General features: G+C 67.1%; 12 protein-coding genes. 3 read left to right on the top strand and 9 right to left on the bottom strand.

Annotation, left to right across the window (positions count from 1 at the left end; translation table 11 throughout):
- Nucleotides 1-7: 7 nt before the first annotated feature.
- From FBZ89_RS23885 to FBZ89_RS23925, 9 genes are all read right to left on the bottom strand, one after another.
- Nucleotides 8-2,329, bottom strand: coding sequence for a GH92 family glycosyl hydrolase (locus FBZ89_RS23885; protein WP_145752832.1), 2,322 nt, complete (start codon nt 2,327-2,329; stop codon nt 8-10).
- Nucleotides 2,330-2,438: 109 nt separating this feature from the next.
- Complete coding sequence (locus tag FBZ89_RS23890; protein WP_186457539.1) at nt 2,439-4,283, bottom strand: glycoside hydrolase family 35 protein; 1,845 nt, start codon at nt 4,281-4,283, stop codon at nt 2,439-2,441.
- Nucleotides 4,284-4,294: 11 nt separating this feature from the next.
- A complete protein-coding gene (locus FBZ89_RS23895) occupies nt 4,295-5,728 on the bottom strand; it encodes a glycoside hydrolase family 125 protein (RefSeq protein ID WP_186457540.1) in 1,434 nt (477 codons plus the stop codon).
- Between the two features lie 25 nt (nt 5,729-5,753).
- Nucleotides 5,754-8,360, bottom strand: a complete 2,607-nt coding sequence (locus tag FBZ89_RS23900) for a glycoside hydrolase family 3 C-terminal domain-containing protein (protein ID WP_211115340.1) — start codon at nt 8,358-8,360, stop codon at nt 5,754-5,756.
- Nucleotides 8,357-11,005, bottom strand: a complete 2,649-nt coding sequence (locus tag FBZ89_RS23905; protein WP_246172509.1) for a beta-mannosidase — start codon at nt 11,003-11,005, stop codon at nt 8,357-8,359. The genes FBZ89_RS23900 and FBZ89_RS23905 overlap by 4 nt, the downstream gene beginning before the upstream one ends.
- 32 nt (nt 11,006-11,037) lie before the next feature.
- Entirely contained in the window at nt 11,038-13,362 is a 2,325-nt protein-coding gene (locus FBZ89_RS23910; protein WP_246172511.1) for a family 20 glycosylhydrolase, read from the bottom strand.
- A 37-nt stretch (nt 13,363-13,399) separates the two neighbouring features.
- Nucleotides 13,400-14,479, bottom strand: a complete 1,080-nt coding sequence (locus FBZ89_RS23915) for a glycosyl hydrolase family 18 protein (protein WP_145752835.1) — start codon at nt 14,477-14,479, stop codon at nt 13,400-13,402.
- Between the two features lie 31 nt (nt 14,480-14,510).
- Entirely contained in the window at nt 14,511-16,175 is a 1,665-nt protein-coding gene (locus FBZ89_RS23920; RefSeq protein ID WP_145752837.1) for an alpha-L-fucosidase, read from the bottom strand.
- A 167-nt stretch (nt 16,176-16,342) separates the two neighbouring features.
- The gene (locus tag FBZ89_RS23925; RefSeq protein ID WP_246172514.1) at nt 16,343-18,937 is read right to left on the bottom strand and encodes a TonB-dependent receptor; all 2,595 of its coding nucleotides are present in this window, start codon (nt 18,935-18,937) and stop codon (nt 16,343-16,345) included.
- Nucleotides 18,938-19,256: 319 nt separating this feature from the next.
- Between FBZ89_RS23925 and FBZ89_RS23930 the strand changes: the two genes are divergently transcribed.
- Genes FBZ89_RS23930 through FBZ89_RS23940 form a run of 3 tightly spaced genes read left to right on the top strand, consistent with a single transcriptional unit; the run spans nt 19,257 to nt 22,523 of the window.
- A complete protein-coding gene (locus tag FBZ89_RS23930; protein WP_145752839.1) occupies nt 19,257-20,558 on the top strand; it encodes a sugar MFS transporter in 1,302 nt (433 codons plus the stop codon).
- 28 nt (nt 20,559-20,586) lie between these two features.
- On the top strand, nt 20,587-21,486 hold the full coding sequence (locus tag FBZ89_RS23935) for a glucosamine kinase nucleotide-binding domain-containing protein (RefSeq protein ID WP_145752840.1): 900 nt from the start codon (nt 20,587-20,589) through the stop codon (nt 21,484-21,486).
- Nucleotides 21,483-22,523: an SIS domain-containing protein gene (locus FBZ89_RS23940; protein WP_145752842.1), complete on the top strand. Its 1,041-nt coding sequence runs from the start codon at nt 21,483-21,485 to the stop codon at nt 22,521-22,523. Before FBZ89_RS23935 ends, FBZ89_RS23940 begins: the two co-directional genes overlap by 4 nt.

Raw genomic sequence — 22,523 nt, forward strand, 5'->3', positions numbered from 1 at the left:
GTGATAGTCACACCTTCACCGGTGCGAAGGACGGCGGCCGATCGGCGGGATCCGCACCGAAGCGGGGGTTGGGCTTGGGCCCCATCTGGAAAGTTAGCCGCCCGCCCGCCGCCAGGCTGGCATGGCTGATCCAGCTCTTGGTATAGGCCGCGCCATTCCAGGAAACGGATTGGATGTAGGGGCTGTCGGGCCCATTGCCCGGCGCCTCCACCACCAGCCGGCGATCCTGGCCCACCGCCAGCTCCGCCCGCCGGAACAGGGGCGAGCCGAAGACGTAGATGGGGGTGACGGGATCGACGGCATAGAGACCCAGGGCGCTCATCAGGTACCAGGCGCTCATCTGGCCGCAATCCTCATTGCCCGCCAACCCGTCCGGCCGGTCCTGGTGCATGGTGCGCAACAGCATGCGCACCCGCGCCTGGGTCTTATGAGGGGCGCCGGCATAGGCGTAGAGATAGGCCACGTGATGGCTGGGCTCATTGCCGTGGGCGTATTGGCCGACCAGCCCCGCAATGTCCGGCGGCGCGTCCGCCGGCATCTCCGAACTGGTGGTGAACAACTCATCCAGCTTGCGCTCGAACGCGCCGGCCCCACCGAACATCTCCATATAGCCGTAGAGGTCATGCTGGTTCAGGAAGGTGGCCTGCCAAGCGTTGCTCTCCGTGAAATCCCGCCACTTCTTCATGTGGCCCATGGCGCGGGGATCGAACGGCTCGATCCACTTGCCGGTGCTGTCGCGGGCGCGCACGAAGGTCAGCGCCGGGTCGAAGACATGGCGGCAGTTGCGGGAGCGTTCGGCCAGGGCGCGGGCGTCGTCGCGGGCGCCGGCCCCCGCCGCCAGATGGGCCATGGCCCAATCGTCGTAGGCGTATTCCAGCGTGCGGCTGACCGCCTCGTCCACCGTGTCGCTGGGGATGTAGCCCAGGCGGCGGTACTCCCCCATGCCCAGGGTCGTGTCCTCGAACGCCCGCTTGCGGAACACCGGCCAGGCGGCCTTGTAGTCGATGCCCTTGAAGCCTTTGGCCTGCGCCTCCGCCAACACGACGGCGGAATGCCAGCCGATCATGCAGCCCGTCTCCCGCCCCTGCAGCGGCCAGACGGGCGGGCCGGCCGGGCTTTCCACCGCCATGCGCACCAGCCCGTCCACCAGGTCGGGCACGCGATCCGGCTGTACCAGGGTGAACAGGGGGTGCAGGGCGCGATAGGTGTCCCACAGCGAATAGGTGGAATAGGTGTGGCGCCCCGCCGGCATCTGGTGGACGGCGTCGTCCATGCCGCGATAACGCCCGTCGCCGTCACTGAACAGCGTGGGCGCCAGCAGGGCGTGATACAGGGCGGTATAGAAGATGCGGCGGTCGGTGTCGCTGTCCGCGTCGATACGGATGCGGGACAGCTCCGCCTGCCAGGCGTCGCGCGCTGCCCCGCGAACCCGCTCGAAATCCCAGCCGGGAATGTCGGCCTGCAGGTTGCGCAGCGCGCCCGCCTCGTCCACGGCGGACAGGCCGACCTTGACCAGCAGGGGCGCCTGGGCGGCGTCGGGATAGTGCAGCGCGCATTTGAGGTTGGTGCCGGCCGCCTGGCCGCCCGCCACCGGCTGGTCGTCGGAATAGAGCTGGGCCGTGGTGAAGGGCCGCGACAGCTTCAGGGCGAAGTAGATGTGGCGCCCATCCGCCCACTGATGCACCCGCCGGCCGCCCACCAGAGTGTCGTTGCCCACCAGCCTCAGGCTGGCGTCGGTCACCCGCGTGGGCACGCCGTGCTTGTCCTGCATGCCATGGTGGAAGTCGATCAGCAGATGAGCCCCGTCCTTTCCTTGCGGAAAGGTATAGCGGTGCAGGCCGGCGCGCGCCGTAGCCGTCAGTTCTGCCGTGATGCCGCTATCCTTCAGCCGCACGCGGTAATAGCCGGGGGTGGCCTGTTCATCGGTATGGTCGAAGGGGGCGCGATAGCCGCCCTCGGGCTTCTCCAGGCTGCCGGGCTGCAGCACTACGGGGCCGACCCTGGGCACCACCAGCACGTCCAGCATGTCGCCCACGCCCGTGCCGCTGAGATGGGTATGGGAAAAGCCCATCAGGGTGCGGTCGTCCTGGTGATAGCCGGAGCAAGAGTCCCAGCGGCCGTTGTCCGTGTCCGGGCTCAGCTGCACCATGCCGAAGGGTACGGTGGCGCCGGGATAGGTGTGGCCATGACCACCGGTGCCGATGAAGGGATCGACCCAACGGGTAAGGTCTTCCCCTTCCCCCGCCCGGGCCGCTGCCAGCGGCAGCCCACTTCCACCCAGCAAGGCCAGGCCGGCGGTGCCCCCCAGCAACGTCCGACGTGTCAGCATGATCTTCTCCTTCCCCATCGCGTCCTCTCGCCTCTTGGCTCGCCTTTTGGCGGGACGCCCACGGCGCCGCCGGCCTTCACTGAGGACCGCGGGCCGATTGTGTGGATACCTATTCCTTGACCTGCCCCGGCAGATCCCAAATCTGCGCGTGGCCGCCAGCCAGGCTGGCGGCCTGGACCGGATGAAGGTCGAAAACGACGACCTCGTTCATCCCGACCTTGAGAAAGCTTTCCGGCACGAACAGGGTGCGTTGCGGCCCGACCGACCAATGGCGGCCGAGGTTGTGGCCATTGACCCAGGCATAGCCTTTGCCCCAGCCACGCATGTCGAGGAAGGTGTAGCCGGCCTCCTTGACCTCGAACATGCCGCGGTGGAAGGCAGGGCCGTCGCCCATGCCGGCCTGGAACGCCAGGCCGCCAAGGTCGTCCAGTGGCAGCCCCTCATGGGTCCAGCCCTGCAAGGGCTGGCCGTCCAACGTCACCCCGCCGATAAGGCCCTTCTGGTCCCGACCGATGCGCTCGCCATAATTGACGTGCCCCATGGTGTCGATCAGGATCTCAAGGCTGTCCCCCGCCCGGGCGGACAGGGCGATTTCGCGTTCGTTCAGGCGCCGGTCCAGCACCCCCACGCGGCGCCCGTTGACCGACACCACGGCGTAATCGCGGACCTCGCCAATGCGCAGAGTGCCTTTGGCGGCCTTGGCGAACCGGTGGCGATAGCGCATGAGGCCATGGCTCTGGCCCAGCGATTCCAGTGTCCGGGGGGCCGGCGCCACCACCGGCTTGCCCAACAGGGGCGTGACGGCCGCCGTCTCGGTCAGCCGGAAGCGGGGGATCTCCAGGGCCTTTTGCGGCGCCGGCAGGGGGGCGAACCGCTCCGCCGGCAGATAGCGCTTCATCACCTCCAGCACGGCGCTGAACTTCGGCGTGGGGCGCCCGGCCTCATCGAACAGGGCGTCATAATCGTAGCTGGAGATGTCGGGCTGATAGGTTTCGGTCTTGCGGTCGAAGTTGGCGCCGGCGTCGAACCCGAACGACGTGCCGCCATGCGCCATGTAGAAGCTGACCGAGATCTGGTGGTCCAGCATCCATTTAAGGCTGTCCAGCAAGGGCGGCGCCGGCATCGCGGAATGCACCTCGCCGAAATGATCGAACCATCCGCCCCAGAGTTCGGTGCAGATGCGCGGACCGGACGGCTTGAACGCGGCGTAGCGCTTGAACTCTTCCTCCGCCTTGTCCGTGGTGCCGAAATTGATGCCGTTGATCAGCGACGGCAGGGCGCCCTTCTCAATGACCGACGCGCCGTCGACCGTGTACAGCGCGCCGTCGAAGCCCGCCGATCGGATCTGGTCGCGCACGGCCTCCATATAGGCCCGGTCCCCCCCGTAGGAGCCGTATTCATTCTCCACCTGGGTCACCAGGACCGGCCCGCCCTTGTCGATCTCCAGATGGGCGACCTCCTGGCCCAGGCGCTTCAGCCAGCGGCCGGACAGGTCCATATAGGTGGTGTCCAGCGACCGGGCCTTGACGCTCTCGTCCGCGAAAACCCAGGCCGGCAGCGCGCCGCCGTCCCATTCCGCGCAGGCGTAGGGCCCGACGCGCAGCAGGACATGCAGGCCCTCTTCCTGCGCCAGGGTAAGCCAGGCGGACAGATCCAGGTTGCCGGTGAAGTCGTACCGCCCCGGCGCCTTTTCATGGGCGTTCCAGAAGACATAGGCGCTGAGCGTGTTCAGCCCCAGGCTCTTCAGCTTGCGCAGGCGGTCACGCCAGTCCGCGCGGGCGATGCGGGGGTAGTGCAGCTCGCCGGCCAGGATCTGCAAGGGCTGGCCATCCAACAGGAAGTGGTCGCCCGCGGTGGTGAAGCGGCTGGTGCCGGCCCGCGCGGCGGTGAAGGGGGCCATGGCGCCGGCGGTGAGACCGGCGGCGCCGGCCAGGAAGGTTCTGCGGGGGATCATGGCGGTCCGGTTCATATGGGCGTGCGCAACAGCGCCGGCTTGCGGGCCAGCAGGTCGATCATCAATTCGCCGAACAGGGTGTTGGCCCAGGCGAACCAGGATCGGGTGAAATGGGTGGGATCGTCCTGGTCGAACGCCTCGTGCATGAAGCCGGTGCCGGCATGCGTCGTCTTCAGCCAGCCCAGGCACTGGCGGATTTCGGCGTCGTCGTCGCTGGTCAGGGCACGCACGATGATGGCCATGGGCCAGATCATGCGCAGGCCTTCATGCGGGCCGCCGATGCCCTCGGCCGCCTTGCCCCGGAAGAAATAGGGGTTGTCGTCGCTCCACACCCGTGCCCGGGTGCGGCGGTACAGGGGGTCGTCGGTGGCACAGCAGCCCAGGTAGGGCAGGCCCAGCAGGCTGGGCACGTTGGCATCGTCCATGAACAGGCGGTTGCCGAAGCCATCGGCCTCATAGGCCCAGATGTCCTGGCCGGCCGCGTCTGTCATGCGACCATGGGCCCGCACCGCCGTCTCCACCTCCGCCGCCAGGGCCAGCGCGTCCTGGGCCAACGCCTCCTCCCCGCCCGCCGCCCGCCACAGCGGCGCCAGCTGGCGCACGGCGGTGACCGCGAACAGGTTGCCGGGGATGTTGAAGGCGTAGAGGCAGGCGTCATCCGACGGGCGGAACATGGCGTGGATCAGGCCTACCTTGCGGGTGGGGAAGCCGTAGCCGTCCAGCGCCAATGTCTCCGTCGGCGTTTCCGCCTTGCGCTGGAAGCGATAGGGGCCGGGACCATCCTTGCGCTGTTGCTGGCGCAAGGTGGCCACCACCAGGCGCATCGCCGCCCGCCATTCCTCATCGAACGGCGCCAGATCGCCGGTGGCCCGCCAATAGCCGTGGGCCAGGCGGATGGGATAGCACAGGCTGTCGATCTCCCACTTCCGCTCCGCCACGCCGGGCTTCATGTCCGTCAGGTCGCCCACCGCCCACTTGTTGGGCGTGGTGCCCTTGGGATCCCGCAGGAAGGCGTTGGCGTAGGGGTCGATCAGGATGCAGCGCGCCTGACGATGGATCAGACCCTGGAACACCTGGCGCAGCACGGCATCGTTCCTGGCCAACGGCAGGTAGGGCCAGACCTGGGCGGAACTGTCGCGCAGCCACAGGCATTCGATGTCGCCGGTGATGACGAAGCTGTCGGCCTTGCCGTCCAACCGCCCCAGTTCCACCGTCGTGTCCAGGGTGTTGGGGAAGCAGTTCTCGAACAGCCAAGCCAGCTCTGGGTCCGCGATGGCGGCTTTCACCCGCGCCAGCTCACGCTCCACCGCCGGGCTGGACACCTTGCGGCGCGCCGGGGGCGGACGCCGGCTGGCAAGGCTGACGGCACGGGCACGCCCTGCCGGGAAGGCCCCGGCCAGGGCGCCGCCCACCAGGCCCCGTAGCGTGTCACGGCGGCTGATCATCGCGTCTTCCTCATTTCGGCCCTTTTCATTTGGGCAGGGCTTGGCGGCCCTGGATATCGACCGTCTTCTCCACCCCCGGGGTGAAATCCGGTTGACCGCCCCCCACGAAGACCTGATAGCGCCCCGCCTCCACCGCGCGGTTGCCGGCGGCGTCCACGCCGCTGATGTCACGGGGCTGCACCTGGAAGGTCACGCGCTTGCTCTCCCCTGGCTCCAGATGCACCCGCTGGAACCCGGCCAGCAGGCGGCGTGGCGCCAGGGGGCCGGACGGCGGCGTGACGTACAGCTGCGCCACCTCCTCACCCGGGTGGTCGCCCACGTTCCTGACGGTGGCGCTGGCGGTCAGCACCTGGCCGGCCGGCAGCTCGGTCGCGGACATCGCCAGGTCGTCATAGGCATAGCGGGTATAGCTGAGGCCGAAGCCGAAGGGGTACAGCGGCGTGCCCTCGAAATAACGATAGGTGCGCCCGGCCATGGCGTAGTCGATGAACGGCGGCAGGTCGCGGACGGAGCGGTAGAAGGTCACCGGCAGGCGGCCGGACGGGTTGTTGCTGCCCGTCAGCGTCTCGGCGAGCGCCCGGCCGCCGCGCTCCCCCGGGTACCAGGCGGCCAGCACCGCGTCGGCATGGTCCTGCGCCCAGGTCAGGGCCACGGCGCTGCCGGACATCAGCACCACCACCAGGGGCTTGCCGGTCGCGGCCAGGGCCTCCAGCAATTGGCGCTGCGGCGGGGGCAGGCCGATGTCGGTGCGGTCGCCGCCGTCGAAGCCCGGCACGGCAATACTCAGTTCCTCCCCCTCCACGTCCGGCGACAGGCCAATGAAGGCGATGATGGCGTCCGCGCCCTTGGCAGCGGCCACGGCTTCCGCCCGCTGCACCTCCGCCGGGGCCAGCCACATCAGGCGCACCCCCTGGTCCTGACCGCTGTGCACCAGTTCCAGGCGCAGCCGGTGGGGGCTGGTGCCATCGACATGCAGGGGCACCACAAGGTCGCCATCCTTGCCCGTGCCGGGGTCGTTCAGCACCAGCCGGCCGTCCAGGTACAGGCGCACGGGGTCATGCCCATGGCAATCAAAGCAACGGTCCACCCGCACCGCCAGGGTGTAGTCGCCCGGGCCCGGCGGCACCAGCAGGCCGGTCCAGCGCACGGCGTAGCGGCGCGCATCCATGCCGGGGACCGGCGGTACCTTGTCCCAGTCGAAATCGATGGTGCGGTCGGTACGGGTCAGGCGCGGTTCGCCACTGAAATCCAGGCTGTCGAAATAGTCGCCGGTCAGGCCGGCCTCCGCCCCGCTGCCCGCCCCGGTCTTCATCGCCGTTTCGGGCACCAGCACGGGCACGCCCTCCGCCAGGGTCGACCCCTGGGCGTAGCGGACGGTGCCCACACCCGGGGCCATGCGCAGCGCCGCCAGGGGCGTGTAGGCCTGCACCGCGGTGCCGTGATAATTGGCCTCCAGCACGCCCAGCGCGTCGGCGTTGGGGCCGACCACAGCCAAGTTGGATCCGGGGGCCAGCGGTAGCGCGTTATTGCGGTTCTTCAGCAGTACGATGGACTTGCGCGCGGCCTCCAGCGCCAGGGCGCGGGCGTTCACGTCGTCGATACGCTCCGCCCCGATGTCGGCGTAAGGGTCGGCGGCGGTGAAGGCGCCCAGCCGCGCACGGGCGGCCATGACGCGCCGCGCCGCCTGGTCCACCGCACCCTCCGTCACCAGGTGCTGGCTGACGACAGCGCCCAGGTCGGCATACGCGTAGCGGCCGCCGCCGCCACAGTTCAGGTCGGTGCCCGCCAGCAGGGCGGCGGCGGCCGAGCCGGCGTTGTCGGCGCGGTAGTGGTGGAAGCGGGTCATGTCGTCCACCGCGTCGCAGTCGGACACGACATAGCCCTTGAACCCCCAATCCCGCCGCAGCCGGCCGTTCAGCAATTCCGGATCCGCGCACACCGGTGTGCCGTGCAGGGCGTTGTAGGCGCACATGATGGACCCCACCTGCCCTTCCGTGACGGTGGCACGGAAGGCCGGCAGGTAGGTCGCTTCCAAATCATGCGGCGAGACATCGACGTCGAAGGCGTGGCGCCCGGCCTCCGGCCCGCTGTGCACGACGAAATGCTTGGCGGTGGCGATGGCCTTGGGATGGGCCGGATCCGGCCCCTGAATGCCCTGGATGAAGGCCACGGCCAGACGGCCGGTCAGATAAGGATCCTCGCCATAAGTTTCCTGCCCCCGGCCCCAGCGCGGATCGCGGAAAATGTTGATGTTGGGCGACCAGATGGTCAGGCCCTGGTAGCGGTCATGGTCGGCCTTGGGCCCGGCGGCGTTGTATTTGGCCCGCGCCTCGGTGGAAACGGTGTCGCCCACGCGGCGCAGCAGGTCCGTATCCCAGGTGGCGGCCAGGCCGATGGCCTGGGGGAAAACGGTGGCGTAACCGGCACGGGCGGTGCCGTGCAGCCCTTCATTCCACCATTCGTAGGCCGGCAGATCCAGGCGCGGGATGGCCGGGGCCGCGCTCTGGATCTGGCCGATCTTCTCCGCCAGGGTCATGCGGTTGACCAGCGCATCGCTGTCCGTCTGCGACCAAGCCCCGGTGGGCAGGACCAGGGACAGCAGCGCCGCCCCCAGCGCAAGAACCCGCCTCACGACCGTGTCCCCTTGGTGGCGCCGGCCAGTGAGCGCACGGACAGGGCTTGGCGCAGGGCGGCGATGTCGGCGGCACTGCGCACGGCCAGCGTCACCGTCTGGCCCGGCAACAGGTCGAAGGCGTTGTCCGACAGGCTGACGTCCCTGTCACCGAACTCCACCCAGACGCCACGGGCCAGGCGCTGAGCCTTGATCGTCAGGGTATAGCCGTCGGCGGCGGGCTGCAGGTCGGCGGTCAGCCCCGGATCCGTCAGGGCCAGGTCGATGGCGTCGGCGAAATAAACGATCTCGCGCGACACCGGCTGACCACCCTGCAGCAGTTCCACCACCGCGACGGTACGGGCCGGATCAGCCCCCTTCAACAGGGCGGCATCCTCGAAGGATCCCGCGTCGGTGCTGGACAGCGGCGCCAGGGTGACCGGCGTCGTGCGTTCCTGCCGGACGGTGCCGTCCATGTCCATCACCCGCAGGCGCCACTGCGCCGCCCTCGGGGCGGTCAGGTCCGACACCAGGTGAATATTGGTCTTGCCGTTATGCCGCTGGGCCGCCGCCAGCAATGGGGCGTAGAAGCGGCGGGCATGGAACTGCAGCGCCTTCCAACGGCCGAAATAGTCGATGCTGGACCAGGAGGCGCCGGGCCAAACGTCGTTCAGCTGCCAATACAGCGACCCCATGCTGTGGGGGCGGGAGGCGCGCAGATGTTCCGCCGCCATCTGTATGCCCTCCGCCTGCATCACCTGGCTGAGATAGACGAAGGCGGCGAAGTCCTTGGGCTCGCCATAATATTTACGGATATAGAACAGCAGGCGGTCGTTACCGTTGCCATTGGCGAATTTCTGGTGCGCCCGCATGACCGGCGAATTCGGGCTGGTCAGGTCCTCGGCATTGGCGAACGCGCGCACGGTGCGCATCACCGGGAAGGATTGCAGGCCGTATTCGGACTGGAAACGCGGCGTGGTGTCCAGGTAATCCTCTAGCGGGGCGGAGCCGGACCACACCTTCCAGTAATGCTTGTCGCCGTCGTCCATGACATCGGCGGGGCCGTCGAAATCGGTGCTGGGGGTGCTGGCCCAATAGGGGACGCCGCCGGCGTACTTGGCCACCACGCCGCGCAGCACGTCGCCGAACAGCACGGTCATGCCGGTGACGATGCGCTCCCGCTCCGCAGGCGGAATGCTGTCCTTGAACGTCTGGCGGTCGGGCCAGGATTCCCAGCCGGTCTGCACCTCGTTGTTGCCGCACCACAGGACGATGCTGGGGTGGTCGCGCAGGCGCTTCACCTGGTCCACCGCCTCGGCCCGGCTGCTCTCGCGGAAGGCCACGTCATAGGGGGTGATGGCGCCGCCGAACATGAAGTCCTGCCACACCATGACGCCCATCTCGTCCGCCAGGTCGTAGAAGGCGTCGTCCTGGTAGTGGCCGCCGCCCCACATACGCAGCATGTTCATGTTGGCGTCGCGGGCGGATTGCAGCAGGGCGCGCGCGGTATCCGCCGGCACCCGGCTGGGGAAGCTGTCCATGGGGATGAGGTTGGCGCCCTTGGCGAAAACGGGGATGCCGTTCACCACGAACTCAAAGCTCTTGCCCCACTGGTCGGGCGCGCGGCGCAGTTCCACCTGGCGCAGGCCGGTACGCCGCGCCGCGGTGGCCACGACGGCGGCACCGTCATTGATGGTCGCCTTGAAGGTGTAAAGGTCGGGCGCGCCGTAGCCCACGGGATACCACAGGCGGGGATGGTCGATGCGCACCGGCAGGCTGACCTGGTTGGTCCCGGCGTCCAGTGCCACGTCCTGGGTGACGGCGGGCAGCGCCGTGCCGTCCGGGGCGGTGGGGGTGACCGTCACGCGCACGGTGCCCGGCCGGTCGGCGGTGATCTCGAACTCCGCCCGCACCGCCGCCGCCTCGGTTCCCACCTTCTGCTGCTCGATGTGGAAATCGGCCAGGCGGGGGCCGTCCCAGGCCTCCAGCCGCACGGGCCGCCAGATGCCCAGGGTGACGTAGCGGGGACCCCAGTCCCAGCCGTACTGGTAGTTGGCCTTGCGCACGTAGTTGGAGGTCTGCTTGCCTGCGGGTTCATCCCCAAAGGCGCTGTCGAACTCACCCGGCAAGGCATAAGGCTGCTTCAGCAGCCAGGGTTGCAGCTTGGCGATGGGGGAGTGCAGCGCCACCGACAGGGTGTTGGCGCCGGGGCTCAGCGCCTGCTTCACCGGCACACGCCAGCGGCGGAACATGTTGTCGGCCGACAGCAGCGGTTTGCCGTTCACGCTGACGTCGGCGAAGGTGTCCAGCCCCTCGAACACCAGATCGACATGGTCATGGCGCAGCGTCGCCTCGTCCACCGCCAGGGTGGTGCGGTAGTCCCAGTCGGCCAGGCCGATCCATTGCAGGCCCGCCTCGGCGTTGCGGTAGAACGGGTCGGCGATGCGGCCCAGGGCCAGCAGGTCGGTTTGCACCGCGCCGGGCACCGTGGCCGCCCGCCAGTGCGTATCTTCACCATGGGCCTTGGCGGCGGGATCCTGCGGCGCCAGGCGGAAGGTCCAGCCCTGGTCCAGGTCCCGCACCACGGGTGCCGCGTCAGCCAGGCCAGGCGCCATCAGCGCCAAGGCGAACGCCAGGGGCAAGGAACGGTTCAGGGCGCGCGGCATGGGAAATTTCCTCTGGTGCGGCATCAGCTTAGTCATGGTTCGGCCTGCAGGCTGACACTTCCGATGGCATATAGCGGACCATGGATAGACGCCGTGTACGTCAGGCATAGATCATGCTCCCCCGTCGCCACCGGCAAAGGGGCGGTCAGGGGGAACTGCACGGGCGCCTTGGCCGGCGACGGCAGAGGCACGGTGGCTGCCACCGGCCCGTCGCAACCGTCCACCCGCACCACCAACTCGCCATTGGGCTTGGTCGCGGGGTGGCTGCGGACCTTGACGGCGTCGTGGGCCAGGCCGTAGTTGCGCGGCAGGCGCGCGGCCTGCACCGTCAGCGCGGTGACGCCGTTCAGCCGGGCCTTGGGATAGACCCAGCAGGCGTCAAACAGATTGACGTTGAACACCGGGCTGCGGGTGGCCGCATCCGGCGTCAGGGGAATGCGCAGGCCCATTTCGCCCTGGGGGCAGGCCGCCAGCTCCCCGCTCTGCCGCGTGCGCAGCGCTTCGGCGGCCAGATCGTACCGGCGGGGGGCGGCCAGCATCTGGCCGGCGTCGCTGAACACGGCCGCGTTCAGGATGGCCGGCAGGGTCAGGCGCAGCGGCGCCTCGTACCGGGGGGACGCCGGGGTCGGCGCGCTGCCATCGGTGGTGTAGCGGATGGTGCCGAAGCCGGCCTGGTTGGACAAGGCCACCGTGGCGGCGCCGGCGGCGAGGGCCGCGTTGGGCCCACCCTCCACCGTGAAATCGACGGCGAAGGCGCTGTCGGCCGCGTCCACGCCCAGGTGACGGTAGCGGGCCAGCTGCGCCGGCAGGCGCCCCAGGAAACCACGCCAGTCACGCCGGTCCTTGGGCGACCACAGCCCCTCCGCCAGGGCGTCGATGCGGGGATAGATGGCATGGGTCACATGCCACGGTGTCATCATGTATTCCGTCCAGAGATTGCCCTGGCCGCCCAGCACATGGCGCGCCTGCTCCGCATCCAATTCTGCCGGCAGGGCGTCGTAGGCGTAGATGTCCGCTAGGGTGACGATGGCCAGGCGGCCGGACGGCTCATCATTCCGGCGGCTTTGCAGGCTGTCAAGGTACAGCGTCGGTGCCGGGGACAGGATCACGTCGTGGTTCATGCGCGCGGCGTCCACGGCACCCTTGGTGCCGCGCCAGGACATGATGGTGGCCGTGGGCGGGATGCCGCCTTCCAGAATCTCATCCCAGCCGATCATGCGCCGCCCGTGGGCCGCCAGGTATTGTCCCACGCGTTCGATGAACCAGGTCTGCAGCGCGTTCTCATCCTTCAGGCCCAGGGCCCGCATGCGCGCCTGCACCTGGGGGGACGCCTTCCATTCGTCCTTCAGCGCCTCATCCCCGCCGACGTGGATGTAGGTGGAGGGGAACAGGGCCATCACCTCATCCAGCACGGTCTGGATGAAGGTGAAGCTGGCCTCATCGACATTGAAAAGATAGGGGTTCACGCCCCAATCCACCGCCACCGGCGGCCGGGTGCCGGTGACGCCGATCTTGGGATAGGCCGCCATGACCGCCTGGCCGTGGCCGGGCATGTCGATCTCCGGCACGATGGTGACATGCCGGGCGGCGGCATAGGCCACCAGGTCGCGGATCTGGTCCTGGGTGTAAAAGCCGCCGTAGCGCTGGCTCGGTGCGTCCTTCCCGCCCGCGCCGGGCGGCGTGCGCCAGGCGCCCACCTTGGTCAGGCCGGGATAGTGCTCGATCTCCAACCGCCAGCCCTGGTCGTCCGTCAGGTGCAGGTGCAGACGGTTCAGCTTGTGCGCCGCCATCTGGTCGACCAGGGCCTTGACGCTGTCCATGGGCTGGAAGTGGCGGGCCACGTCCAGCATCAGGCCGCGCCAGGAAAAGCGCGGCCAGTCCCGTATCTCTTGCACCGGCACCGTAACCGGGCCCCGCCCCTCCCCCTCCGGTGTCAACAGCTGGACAAGGCTCATCGCGCCATAGAACAGGCCGGCCTCATCCCGTGCCACGACCCGGATGCCCTGCGGCGTCACCGCCAGGGTATAGCCTTCGGCCTGGGCCACCGGGGCGGCGGCATCCAGGGCCAGGGTGATGGCGGCGGCACCGCCGTCCCGCACCTCCAAGCCCAGGCCCCGTACCCGCCCCACCATATCGGCCAGCAGCGTGGCCGCCTGGCGTGCCTGGGCGTCACCGGCCGGCACGGCGATGCCGGCGCCGGCGTTCAGGGTAAAGGTTCCTTGTCCTGTCCGGAACTCGGCCGGCACGGGAATGAGGGCTGGCGCCACCCCAGGAGTTGGGGGCACCGGATCCGACCCGGCGGCGGCACTGCCCGCCACCACGATCGCCATGGCCAAAGCCGCCAAAACGGTCCTCATTCCCATTGGCCCCATCCCCTCAACCTCGTTCCCGTTCTCAGCGCTGCGCCTTGGGCAACTCATCCCAAACCTTGGGATCTTCCGAGCCCAGGACCCAGGAGCAGAAGCCCTCCAGGCCGTATTCCTTCACCAGGGCGTAACGGTCATGGAAGCTGCGGGCCTCGGGCATGAACACCCACTCGCGCATCTGGTCGCGGTAGAAGAAGTAAAAGGCCTCATGCTCCACCGGATCCCACTGAATCTGCGCGCCATACTGCTTGGCCTGCGGGATGGACTCGTCGGCATCGAAATAGGCGCCGGCGATGTTGGACGCCTCGGTCCCGTCCGGCTTTACCGGATTATCGGTGTACCAGCGGTAGCCATAGAGCGGGATGCCCAGGGACAGCTTTTCCTTGGGGATGAACTGCAGGGCGTACTTCAGATGCTCCATCACCCACGGCATGCCGGCCACGGGGCCGGGCACGGTCCAGCGCGTGTGCTCGTCATAGGTCATCAGACAGAACAGATCGACCGCGTCGGCGATGGCCTTATAGTCGAAGGCGCCGCGCCAGAATTCCCACATCCACTTGGAGAAGGGGCCGCGGCCGGCGTGGCCCGGCGCGTTGGGCACGACGGCGATGGACAGCTTCAGGCCGGCGCCATGCAGGGCGGTCGCCGTCTGCTTGATCAGCAAGGAGAAGGCGTCGCGGTCGGTCCAGGCAATATTCTCGAAGTCGAACTGATAGCCGATCAGGCCATGCTCCTTGGCCTGCTGCACCAGCGAGGCGATCATGGCCTTCTTGGCCGTCTCGTTCGTGATCAGCTCATGGAACTTCTGCTTGTCCACCGGCGAGACGATGGGCATGACCGGCACCTTGTTCTCGTGCGCCAGCTTCAGCACATAGGGGTTGGGCTGCCCATACACCAGGCCGTTCTGGTCGACGCCATACCAGGTGGGCACCAGCAGGTCGATCTTGTCGATGTGCTGCTCGAACGAGTTAATCGATTTCTGGGTTTCCATCATATAGAACAAGGCGGTAGGCGCCTTAGCCCCAGGGGCGGCCCCGGCGGTGGACGCGGATCCGGCGGCCACCAGCATCGACAGGCCGGCGGCCAGCGTTCCCAACAGTCGTTTCATGACATCTCCTTCAAGGCGGCTTTGGCGCCGCTCACTGCATCTCTATGCGGTAGACGTAGGCGGCGATGGCGCCCGCCGGCCGCTGGGGCAGGGTCAGGTGCAGGCCATCGGCGTCCTGGCGGAAGGTCAGCGTGCCGCCCCCGGTGCCCAGCAGGGTCACGGCCTTCACCTTGTCCTCCGCCTTCAGGCTGTGGATCACGGCCTCCCCCTCCGCCGGCCAGCCCAGTTCGATGGCGTAGAGGGCCGCGCGCTTGGTCGTGAAGCGAAAATCCTGGGCCGTGTAGGGCTTGGTCTTGGTTTCCTGGAAGGAGCCGCTGGCCACCTCGGTCGGGCCTTCACCGAACTGGCGCCAGGGCCGGGTGCCGTAGATGGCCTCGCCATTCACCGTCAGCCAGCCGCCCATGGCCATCAGCGTGTCCTGCGCCCCTTGGGGAATGCTGCCATCGGCGCGCGGGCCGATGTTCAGCAGCAGATTGCCGTTCTTGGACACCACGTCGGCCAACAGATGGATCAGCGCCTGCGGCGATTTGTAGGTGTCGTTCTCGACATAGCCCCAGCTGTCGTTGCTGATGGAGGTGCAGGTCTGCCACACGCGCGGCTGGATGCCCGGCAACTGGCCACGCTCGATGTCCAGCACGCCGGCGCCCTCGGGGAAGGCGCCGATCTTGTAGTTGACGATGGCGGATCCACCCAGCTTGGCTTGGCTGTTGTAATAGTAGGCCAGGAACTTGGGCAACGTGCTTCGGAACGTCGGGTGGCCGATCCACCAGTCAAAGTAGATCAGGTCGGGGTGGTAGAGATCCACCAGCTCCGCCGACCGGGCCAGCCAGTCGCTCAGCCAGGCCTGCGACACCGGCGTGAAGTCGCCGAACACGTCGGCGTCGTCCGACCTCTTCTCCTTCACCCGCAGCTGGGCGGGGCCGTAGAAGTCCGCGTAGCGTGGATCATTGACGTCTGAGGGGATCTTGCGTCCCTCATCGAAGAACCAGTCATGCTCCGCCCGGTGGGACGACAGGCCAAGATGCAGGCCTTGCGCCCGCACCGCCCGCGCCAGATCGCCGATCAGGTCGCGCTTGGGCCCCATGCGCACCGCCGACCACTCCGACAGCTTGGTGTCGTACAGGGCGAAGCCGTCGTGATGTTCCGCCACCGGCACCACATACTGGGCACCGGCCGCTCGGAACAGGGCGGCCCAGGCGCGGGGGTCGTACTTCTCCGCCTTGAACAGGGGGATGAAGTCCTTGTAGCCGAACTTGTCCTGGGGGCCGAAGGTCCTGATGTGGTGGTCGTATTCCTTGGTGCCCTTGGTGTACATGAGGCGCGAGTACCACTCGCTGCCAAAGGCGGGGACGGAATACAGGCCCCAGTGGATGAAGATACCGAACTTGGCGTCCGCATACCATTGCGGCACCTGGTAGTTCTTCAGCGAGGCCCAGTCCGGCCGGAACGGGCCCTGCCCATCCCCCTGCTCCACTTGCTTCAGCTCGGCGGCGACGTCGGACACATGCTTGGCGCCGCGCTTTTCCCACTGCAGGTCGATTTGCGCCGGCGACAGGGTGTCGGCGGTGGGGTCTGCGGCGGGCGCGGGCGCCTGCTTGGCGGCAACAGCCGCCCCTGCCGGAACGGACAGCGCCGTCGCCAGCAGGCAGGCCCGGATCAGGCGCCCCCCGGTCAAGCGTGAAGAGCGGCGGATCATGGCTTGGCCTCCGGTTCGGACAAGTTGAGTCGGATCGGCGGGCGGTGGCGCTGCCCAGCCGTAGGGGGCGGATCTGTCAACCGCCCCATTCTGCCAAATCTTTTCTTTAATTTAAAAAAGAATGGGCCGCCGCCAAAGCGCGAGGCGACGGCCCAGGGGAGGGAGGCTTACATCTTGTAGGACATGCTGACGGAGTAGACGCTGCCGTTGCGGTAGTAACCGATCGGCGCCGCCTTCGTGCCGCTGTAGGAATAGTACAGCTCATCCAGCAGGTTCGTGGCGTTCACCGTCGCCTGCAGGTTCTCCGTGATGCTGTAGGTGGCGGAGAAGTCCAACTGCATGTACGAGTCGGTCATATTGTTCGAATTCAAACGACCGATGCTGGTGAAGTAAGACGACCGCCAGCCAAGGCTCACGCGCGCCTGCAGCGGCCCCTGCTCATAATAGGGGATGAAGTTCACCGTATGCCGCGACAGGTACGGCATGTTCAGGCCCGCAGCGGTATCGGCAATCGCGTAGGTGTAGTTGGTCTGAATACCGAAACCGTAAGCGATATTCGTCTGATAAAGAGCGGAGAAGCCCTTCACATTCGCGTCAGAGAAGTTCTCAGGCGTTGTGATGGAGTAATCATGGACCAAGCCGTCGCGCTGGCTGACAAGCGGCACGTTATCCTTCGTGACACTCACGATGTACGACGAAATCTGGCGAAAGAAGAATTCGCCAGAAACCAGCGAGTCCTTATTGAAGTACCACTCGGCGGAAACGTCGTAGTTGTTCGACTCGTACGGCTTCAGGTTGGGGTTGCCGCCACTGCCGTTGAAGCTGGTGTCGTCCTTCGAGAAGGCGCCGGCGTAGTCGGCATAACGCGGACGGGCGATAACCTTGGCGGCGCCGAAACGAACCACCACATCGTCCGTGGCATCATAAGCGATATTGAAGGACGGCAGGAAGCGGCCATACCGGTTATTTGTGGTCACCGACTGATAGCTGTTGCCGTTATCGCTGGTGTCCCAGAACTTTATATCGTCGTCACTGTGGACGTAGCGCACACCCAAATTACCGCGGTAATTGGTGCCGGCAAAGTTGGCCTGGACGTACGCGTTCCCGTTCTTCTCGGTCACCTTATATTCGGAACCGTAGTCCCGATAATAAGTAGTGTTCAGCCCATCCAGATAGTTGACCACCGCCTCTTTGCTGATGGTGGAGAAGTGGATGAGGTCGCCGCTCGCATTCAGGTCGTCGAACACGCTGCTCGGCACCGGCGAGGCGCCCAGACTGGTCAGGGAAACCGCGCCATTGGACATGGTCCGGCTGCCGTAGGCGCGAACCGTGTTCATATGGTCGGTATATTTCACACCGGCCTGGACGCTGGTGATCGGACCCAGATTGAAATCATGGGTCACGTCCATCTGGCCGTAGGCCTCGGAGTCGGCATTCAGCTGAGCCGCAATACCGCCCGCTTGCCCACCCGCGGCCCGGGTCGACAGCGCATTGCCGGACGCGGAGCCATTGGTATAGGTGACGTTCGTGTTGGTACCGTCATAAGCGAAGCTGTACGGCGCCGACGAATAGAACGAGAGCAGGTATTCGGGGTCCTTGCCACCGAAAGCGCGGGTGTAGCCGACGTCGGTGTAGACCTTCCAATCCTTGGTCGGCGTCCAGGTGCCGGCCAAATTCAGGCGCGCGGTCTGCACCGTGGTCTCGCGATAATTCGTGTCCAATTCGGTGTAGGCGCCATTCCCCAACGTCGCGTTGGTGATCAGCCCATCCTTCACCGTGGCCGTCTGAAACGCGCTCGTGCTGCCAGCCGGATAAATAAAGCGGGACTGGCTGAAGTTGTTATAGTCGCCGTGAATGTAGATGCCCGACAGATTGAAATCGAGCGTATCGGTCGGCTGGTACTGAATGGCGGCCTGCACACCCTCACGTTCGCGGGTCTGCTGGAAGTAGGCGGCATTGATGCCGGCCGGGTACTTGGCGGAATTGATATCGCCGCCCGTTACGGCCACATTCGGATTGGCGGCCGTGAGGTCCTTGCCGCTGCCGTAGCCGAAGAATTCAATACCCGCACGCGACAGGTCTTCCTTGTCGTAGGTGCCGGCGACCATCACACCGAAGTTGCTGGCGGCGTTCTTCCAGCTGTAGAGCAGAGACCCGCGCGGATTTCCTTGCTCAGACCGCGTGTTGTACGAATAGCCGACCGAGCCGCGTAGCGTGTTGGCGTCCAGGTCCAGCGGCTTGCGCGTGTGGATGATGACGGTGCCGCCCAGGCTGCCTTCGTCGATGCGGGCTTCCGTCGACTTGTACACCTCGGCCTGGTCAATGATTTCCGGCGACAGCAGGCTGTAGTTGAACGTGCGGCTGTTCGGGTCGTTGGGGTTGCCGCCCCAGTCGGCCGAGGCGATGCTCTGGCCGTCGACCAGGATACGGTTCAGCGCCGGATCCGTGCCCAGGATGCTGATCTTCTCGCCTTCACCGAATTGGTGGTCGACGCTGATGCCGGGCAGGTGCGACAGCGATTCCGCGACGTTGGTGTCGGGGAACTTGCCCACGCCTTCGGCCGAAATGACATCGACGATAGCATTCGCCTCGCGCTTCACCTCGATGGAGCGCTCCAAACTCTTGCGGATACTTGTAACAACGATCTCTTGCAGCTCGTCGTCAGCATTGGCATCCGCCGCGTACGCCTGGACGGATATGAACGATGTCGCCTCCATGCCCATCAGCATGGTGGTAACCAAGGCATACTTCTTAATTCCCATGATATGGTTTCCCCTGCTGCGCTTTATTTTTCTGCGTTCTGCCGATGTCTTTGATTTCGATCCGAACCGTATCGGCATTACTGAGTCGGTGTTAGCGGTAACCAAAGTGCCGCAGAGCCCCGCGCTCGTCAATTTTTTTTTAATTTGCTTTCATAATTCCCCTTTTACCCTGATGATGGGTGCAACGGGCGATGGCGGAAGTGAGGAATACCAGCAGGATGCGGGCCGGCCGGCCCACCCCGTCAGGGAGTGGCGACAACGCCCCCGACGCTGCCCCGCCCACCCGTTCCATTCACGATCACGGACAAGGATGGCGCCCATGGCCCCTGTGAAACCGTCCCCCTCCCCCCATCAGAACCGCGCGTCCATGGTCGTCATCGGGGTTCTGTTCTTCATCTTCGGCTTCGTCACCTGGCTGAACGGGCCGCTGATCACGTTCGTGAAACTGGCGTTCACGCTGGACGACGTGAACGCCTTCCTGATCCCCATGGTCTTCTACTTGTCCTACCTGTTCCTTTCCCTGCCCTCCTCCTGGGTGCTGCGGCGGACGGGCATGAAGAAGGGGATGGGGGCTGGGCTGTTCGTCATGGCCGTCGGTGCCGCGCTTTTCGGCGAATGCGCCACGATTCGGGTCTATCCCGGCGCGTTGGCCGGCCTGTTCGTCATCGGCGCCGGCCTGTCGCTGCTGCAGACGGCGGCCAATCCCTACATCAGCATCCTGGGGCCCATCGACAGCGCCGCCCAGCGCATCGCCGTCATGGGCATCTGCAACAAGGTGGCGGGCATGCTGGCGCCGGTGGCCATCGGCGCGCTGGTGCTGAGCGGCATCGACACCCTGGACCAGCAGGTCAAGGCCGCCCCCACGCCCGAGGCGCGGGAGGCGCTGCTGTCCGCCTTCGCCGCCAAGATTCATCTGCCCTACCTGGCCATGGCGGCGCTGCTGGCCCTGCTGGCCGTTTGGGTGGTCCGCTCCCCCCTGCCGGAAATCTCGGCCGACTCCAATGCCGGGGGCGAATCGCGGGACGGGGACGCCCCGCCCCTGAGCCGCATTCCCCACCTATGGCTGGGCGTGTTGTGCCTGTTCCTTTATGTGGGGGTGGAGGTCATGGCCGGCGACGCCATCGGCACCTACGGCCATGGGTTCGACCTGCCGCTGGACGAAACCAAGTTCTTCACCTCCTTCACCCTGGCCGCCATGCTTGCGGGCTATCTGGGCGGCCTGGTGCTGATTCCCCGCGTGCTGTCGCAGGAACGGTATCTGGCCCTGTCCGCGGCCCTGGGCGTAGTGCTGACCATCGCGGCCTATGCCACCCATGGCTACGCCTCCGTCGCCTGCGTGGCGGCGCTGGGCTTCGCCAACGCCATGATGTGGCCCGCCATCTTCCCGCTGGGCATACGCGGCCTGGGCCGGCACACGGAGATCGGCTCCGCCTTCATGGTCATGGGTATCGCCGGCGGCGCCGTCCTGCCCCAGCTGTTCGTGCAGTTGAAGCAGCACTTCCCTTTCCAGACCGTGTTCCTGGCCCTGATGGCGCCGGCCTATCTCTACATTCTGTTCTTCGCCCTCTACGGCCATCGCGTCGGCCGCAAGGCCGCCATCGCGGCTCCCTCCCTCGCCTGATCCTTATCGCTTCTTTTCGAAAAAGCTCATGACATCCGATTGCTACTATCTGGGCGTCGATGGCGGCGGCACCAAATGCCGTGCCCGCCTGCGCGCCGCCGACGGCACGCTGCTGGGTGAAGGCCTGGGCGGTCCCGCCAACATCCGTCTCGGCCTTGACCGGGCCTGGGCCAGCATCATGGAGGCCATCCAGGCGGCCCTGGCACAGGCTGGCCTGGACGCCGCCGCCTTTCCCCGGTTGCACGTCGGCCTGGGCTTGGCCGGCATCGTCACGGCAGCGGACGGCGTCCGCACCCGCGCCGCGGCCCCCAGATTCGCCAGCGTTTCCGCCGAGACGGATGCCCACGCCGCCTGCCTGGGCGCCTTTTCCGGCCGGGACGGCGCCATCCTGATCGCCGGCACCGGCAGCGCCGGCTATGCCTTGATCAACGGCCAGGGCCACGCCGTCGGCGGCTGGGGGTTCGAGGTCTCCGATGAAGGCAGCGGCGCCAGCATCGGCCGCGAAGCCATCCGCGTCACCCTCCGTGCCCATGACAGCCTGGCCCCGGAAACCGGCCTGACCCGGCAAATCCGGCAGCGGCTGGGCGGCTCACCCGCCGCCATCGTCGCCTGGGTCAACGATGCCGGCCCCGCCGACTATGGCCGCCTGGCCCCGGATGTCCTGGCGCACGCCGCCAAGGGCGACGTGGTCGCCTGCACCATCATCGCCAAGGCCGCCAAGGAGCTGGAGACCTACATCCGCCACCTGCACGCCCTGGGGGCCCCGCACCTGTGCCTGATGGGCGGGCTGTCCGCCCCGCTGACCCCATGGCTCAGTCCCTGGGCACGGTCCCTGCTGGCCGCACCCGAGGGCGACGCCCTGGAAGGGGCCTTGCTGATGGCCCGCCTGAACATCCCCTCCCCCATTGCCAAGAGCGCCCTGCCATGACCCTTGACACCCTGATGGCCCCCCTTATGGCAAGCGAGGCCGCTGAAACCCCGGACGCCCTGCGCCGGCAAATCGATCGTTGCGGACCCCTGTTCCAGGATTTGGGTGAGCGCCTGCGCCGCCTGGCGCCACGCTTCGTCGTGACCGGCGCCCGGGGCAGCAGCGACCACGCCGCGACCTACGGCAAGTACCTGATCGAAACGCAACTGGGACTGCCCGTCGCCTCCATCGGCCCGTCCGTGGTGTCGCTGTACCAGACGCCCCTACACCTGAAAGACGGACTTTACGTCGCGGTGTCGCAATCGGGACGCAGCCCCGACCTGTTGCGCCTGACGGAGACGGCCAAGGCCGGCGGCGCCTTGACCGTAGCCTTCGTGAATGACGAGACCTCACCCTTGTTCCAGATGGTGGACGTGGCCATCCCGCTGTGCGCCGGCCCGGAAAAGAGTGTCGCGGCGACCAAATCCTATCTGACCTCGCTGTTCGCCTTCCTGCAGATGGTGGCGCACTGGAAGGCGGACCCGGCCCTGCTTGCCACGGTGGCCGACGCCCCCCGTTGGCTGGAAAAGGCCGTGGCGCTGGATTGGTACCCCGGCTTATCGCACCTGGCGGCCGTCCGGGGGCTCTACATCATCGGCCGGGGGCTGGGCGCCGCCGCCGCCCAGGAAATGGCCCTGAAGTGCAAGGAAACCAGCCGCCTGCATGCCGACGCCTTCAGCGCGGCCGAGGTCATTCACGGCCCCCTGGCCCTGGTGGGTCCGGACTTCCCCGTCCTGGCGCTGACGCAGGATGACGCGACCCTGGCCCCCACCAGCGACGCCATCCGCCGCATGGTCGGCCTGGGCGCCACCGTGCTGTCCACGGCAGGCGACATTCCGGGCGTGGTGGCGCTGCCCGCGGTGGCCGGCGTGCCGGCGGAACTGGCCCCGCTGACGGCGGTGCAAAGCTTTTACATGGGCATCCACCGCATCGCCACCGACCGGGGCCTGAACCCCGACGTTCCCCCCAACCTGGCCAAGGTGACGGAGACGGTCTGA

It is taken from the genome of Nitrospirillum amazonense (genome assembly GCF_007828045.1).
GTDB lineage: Bacteria > Pseudomonadota > Alphaproteobacteria > Azospirillales > Azospirillaceae > Nitrospirillum > Nitrospirillum amazonense_C.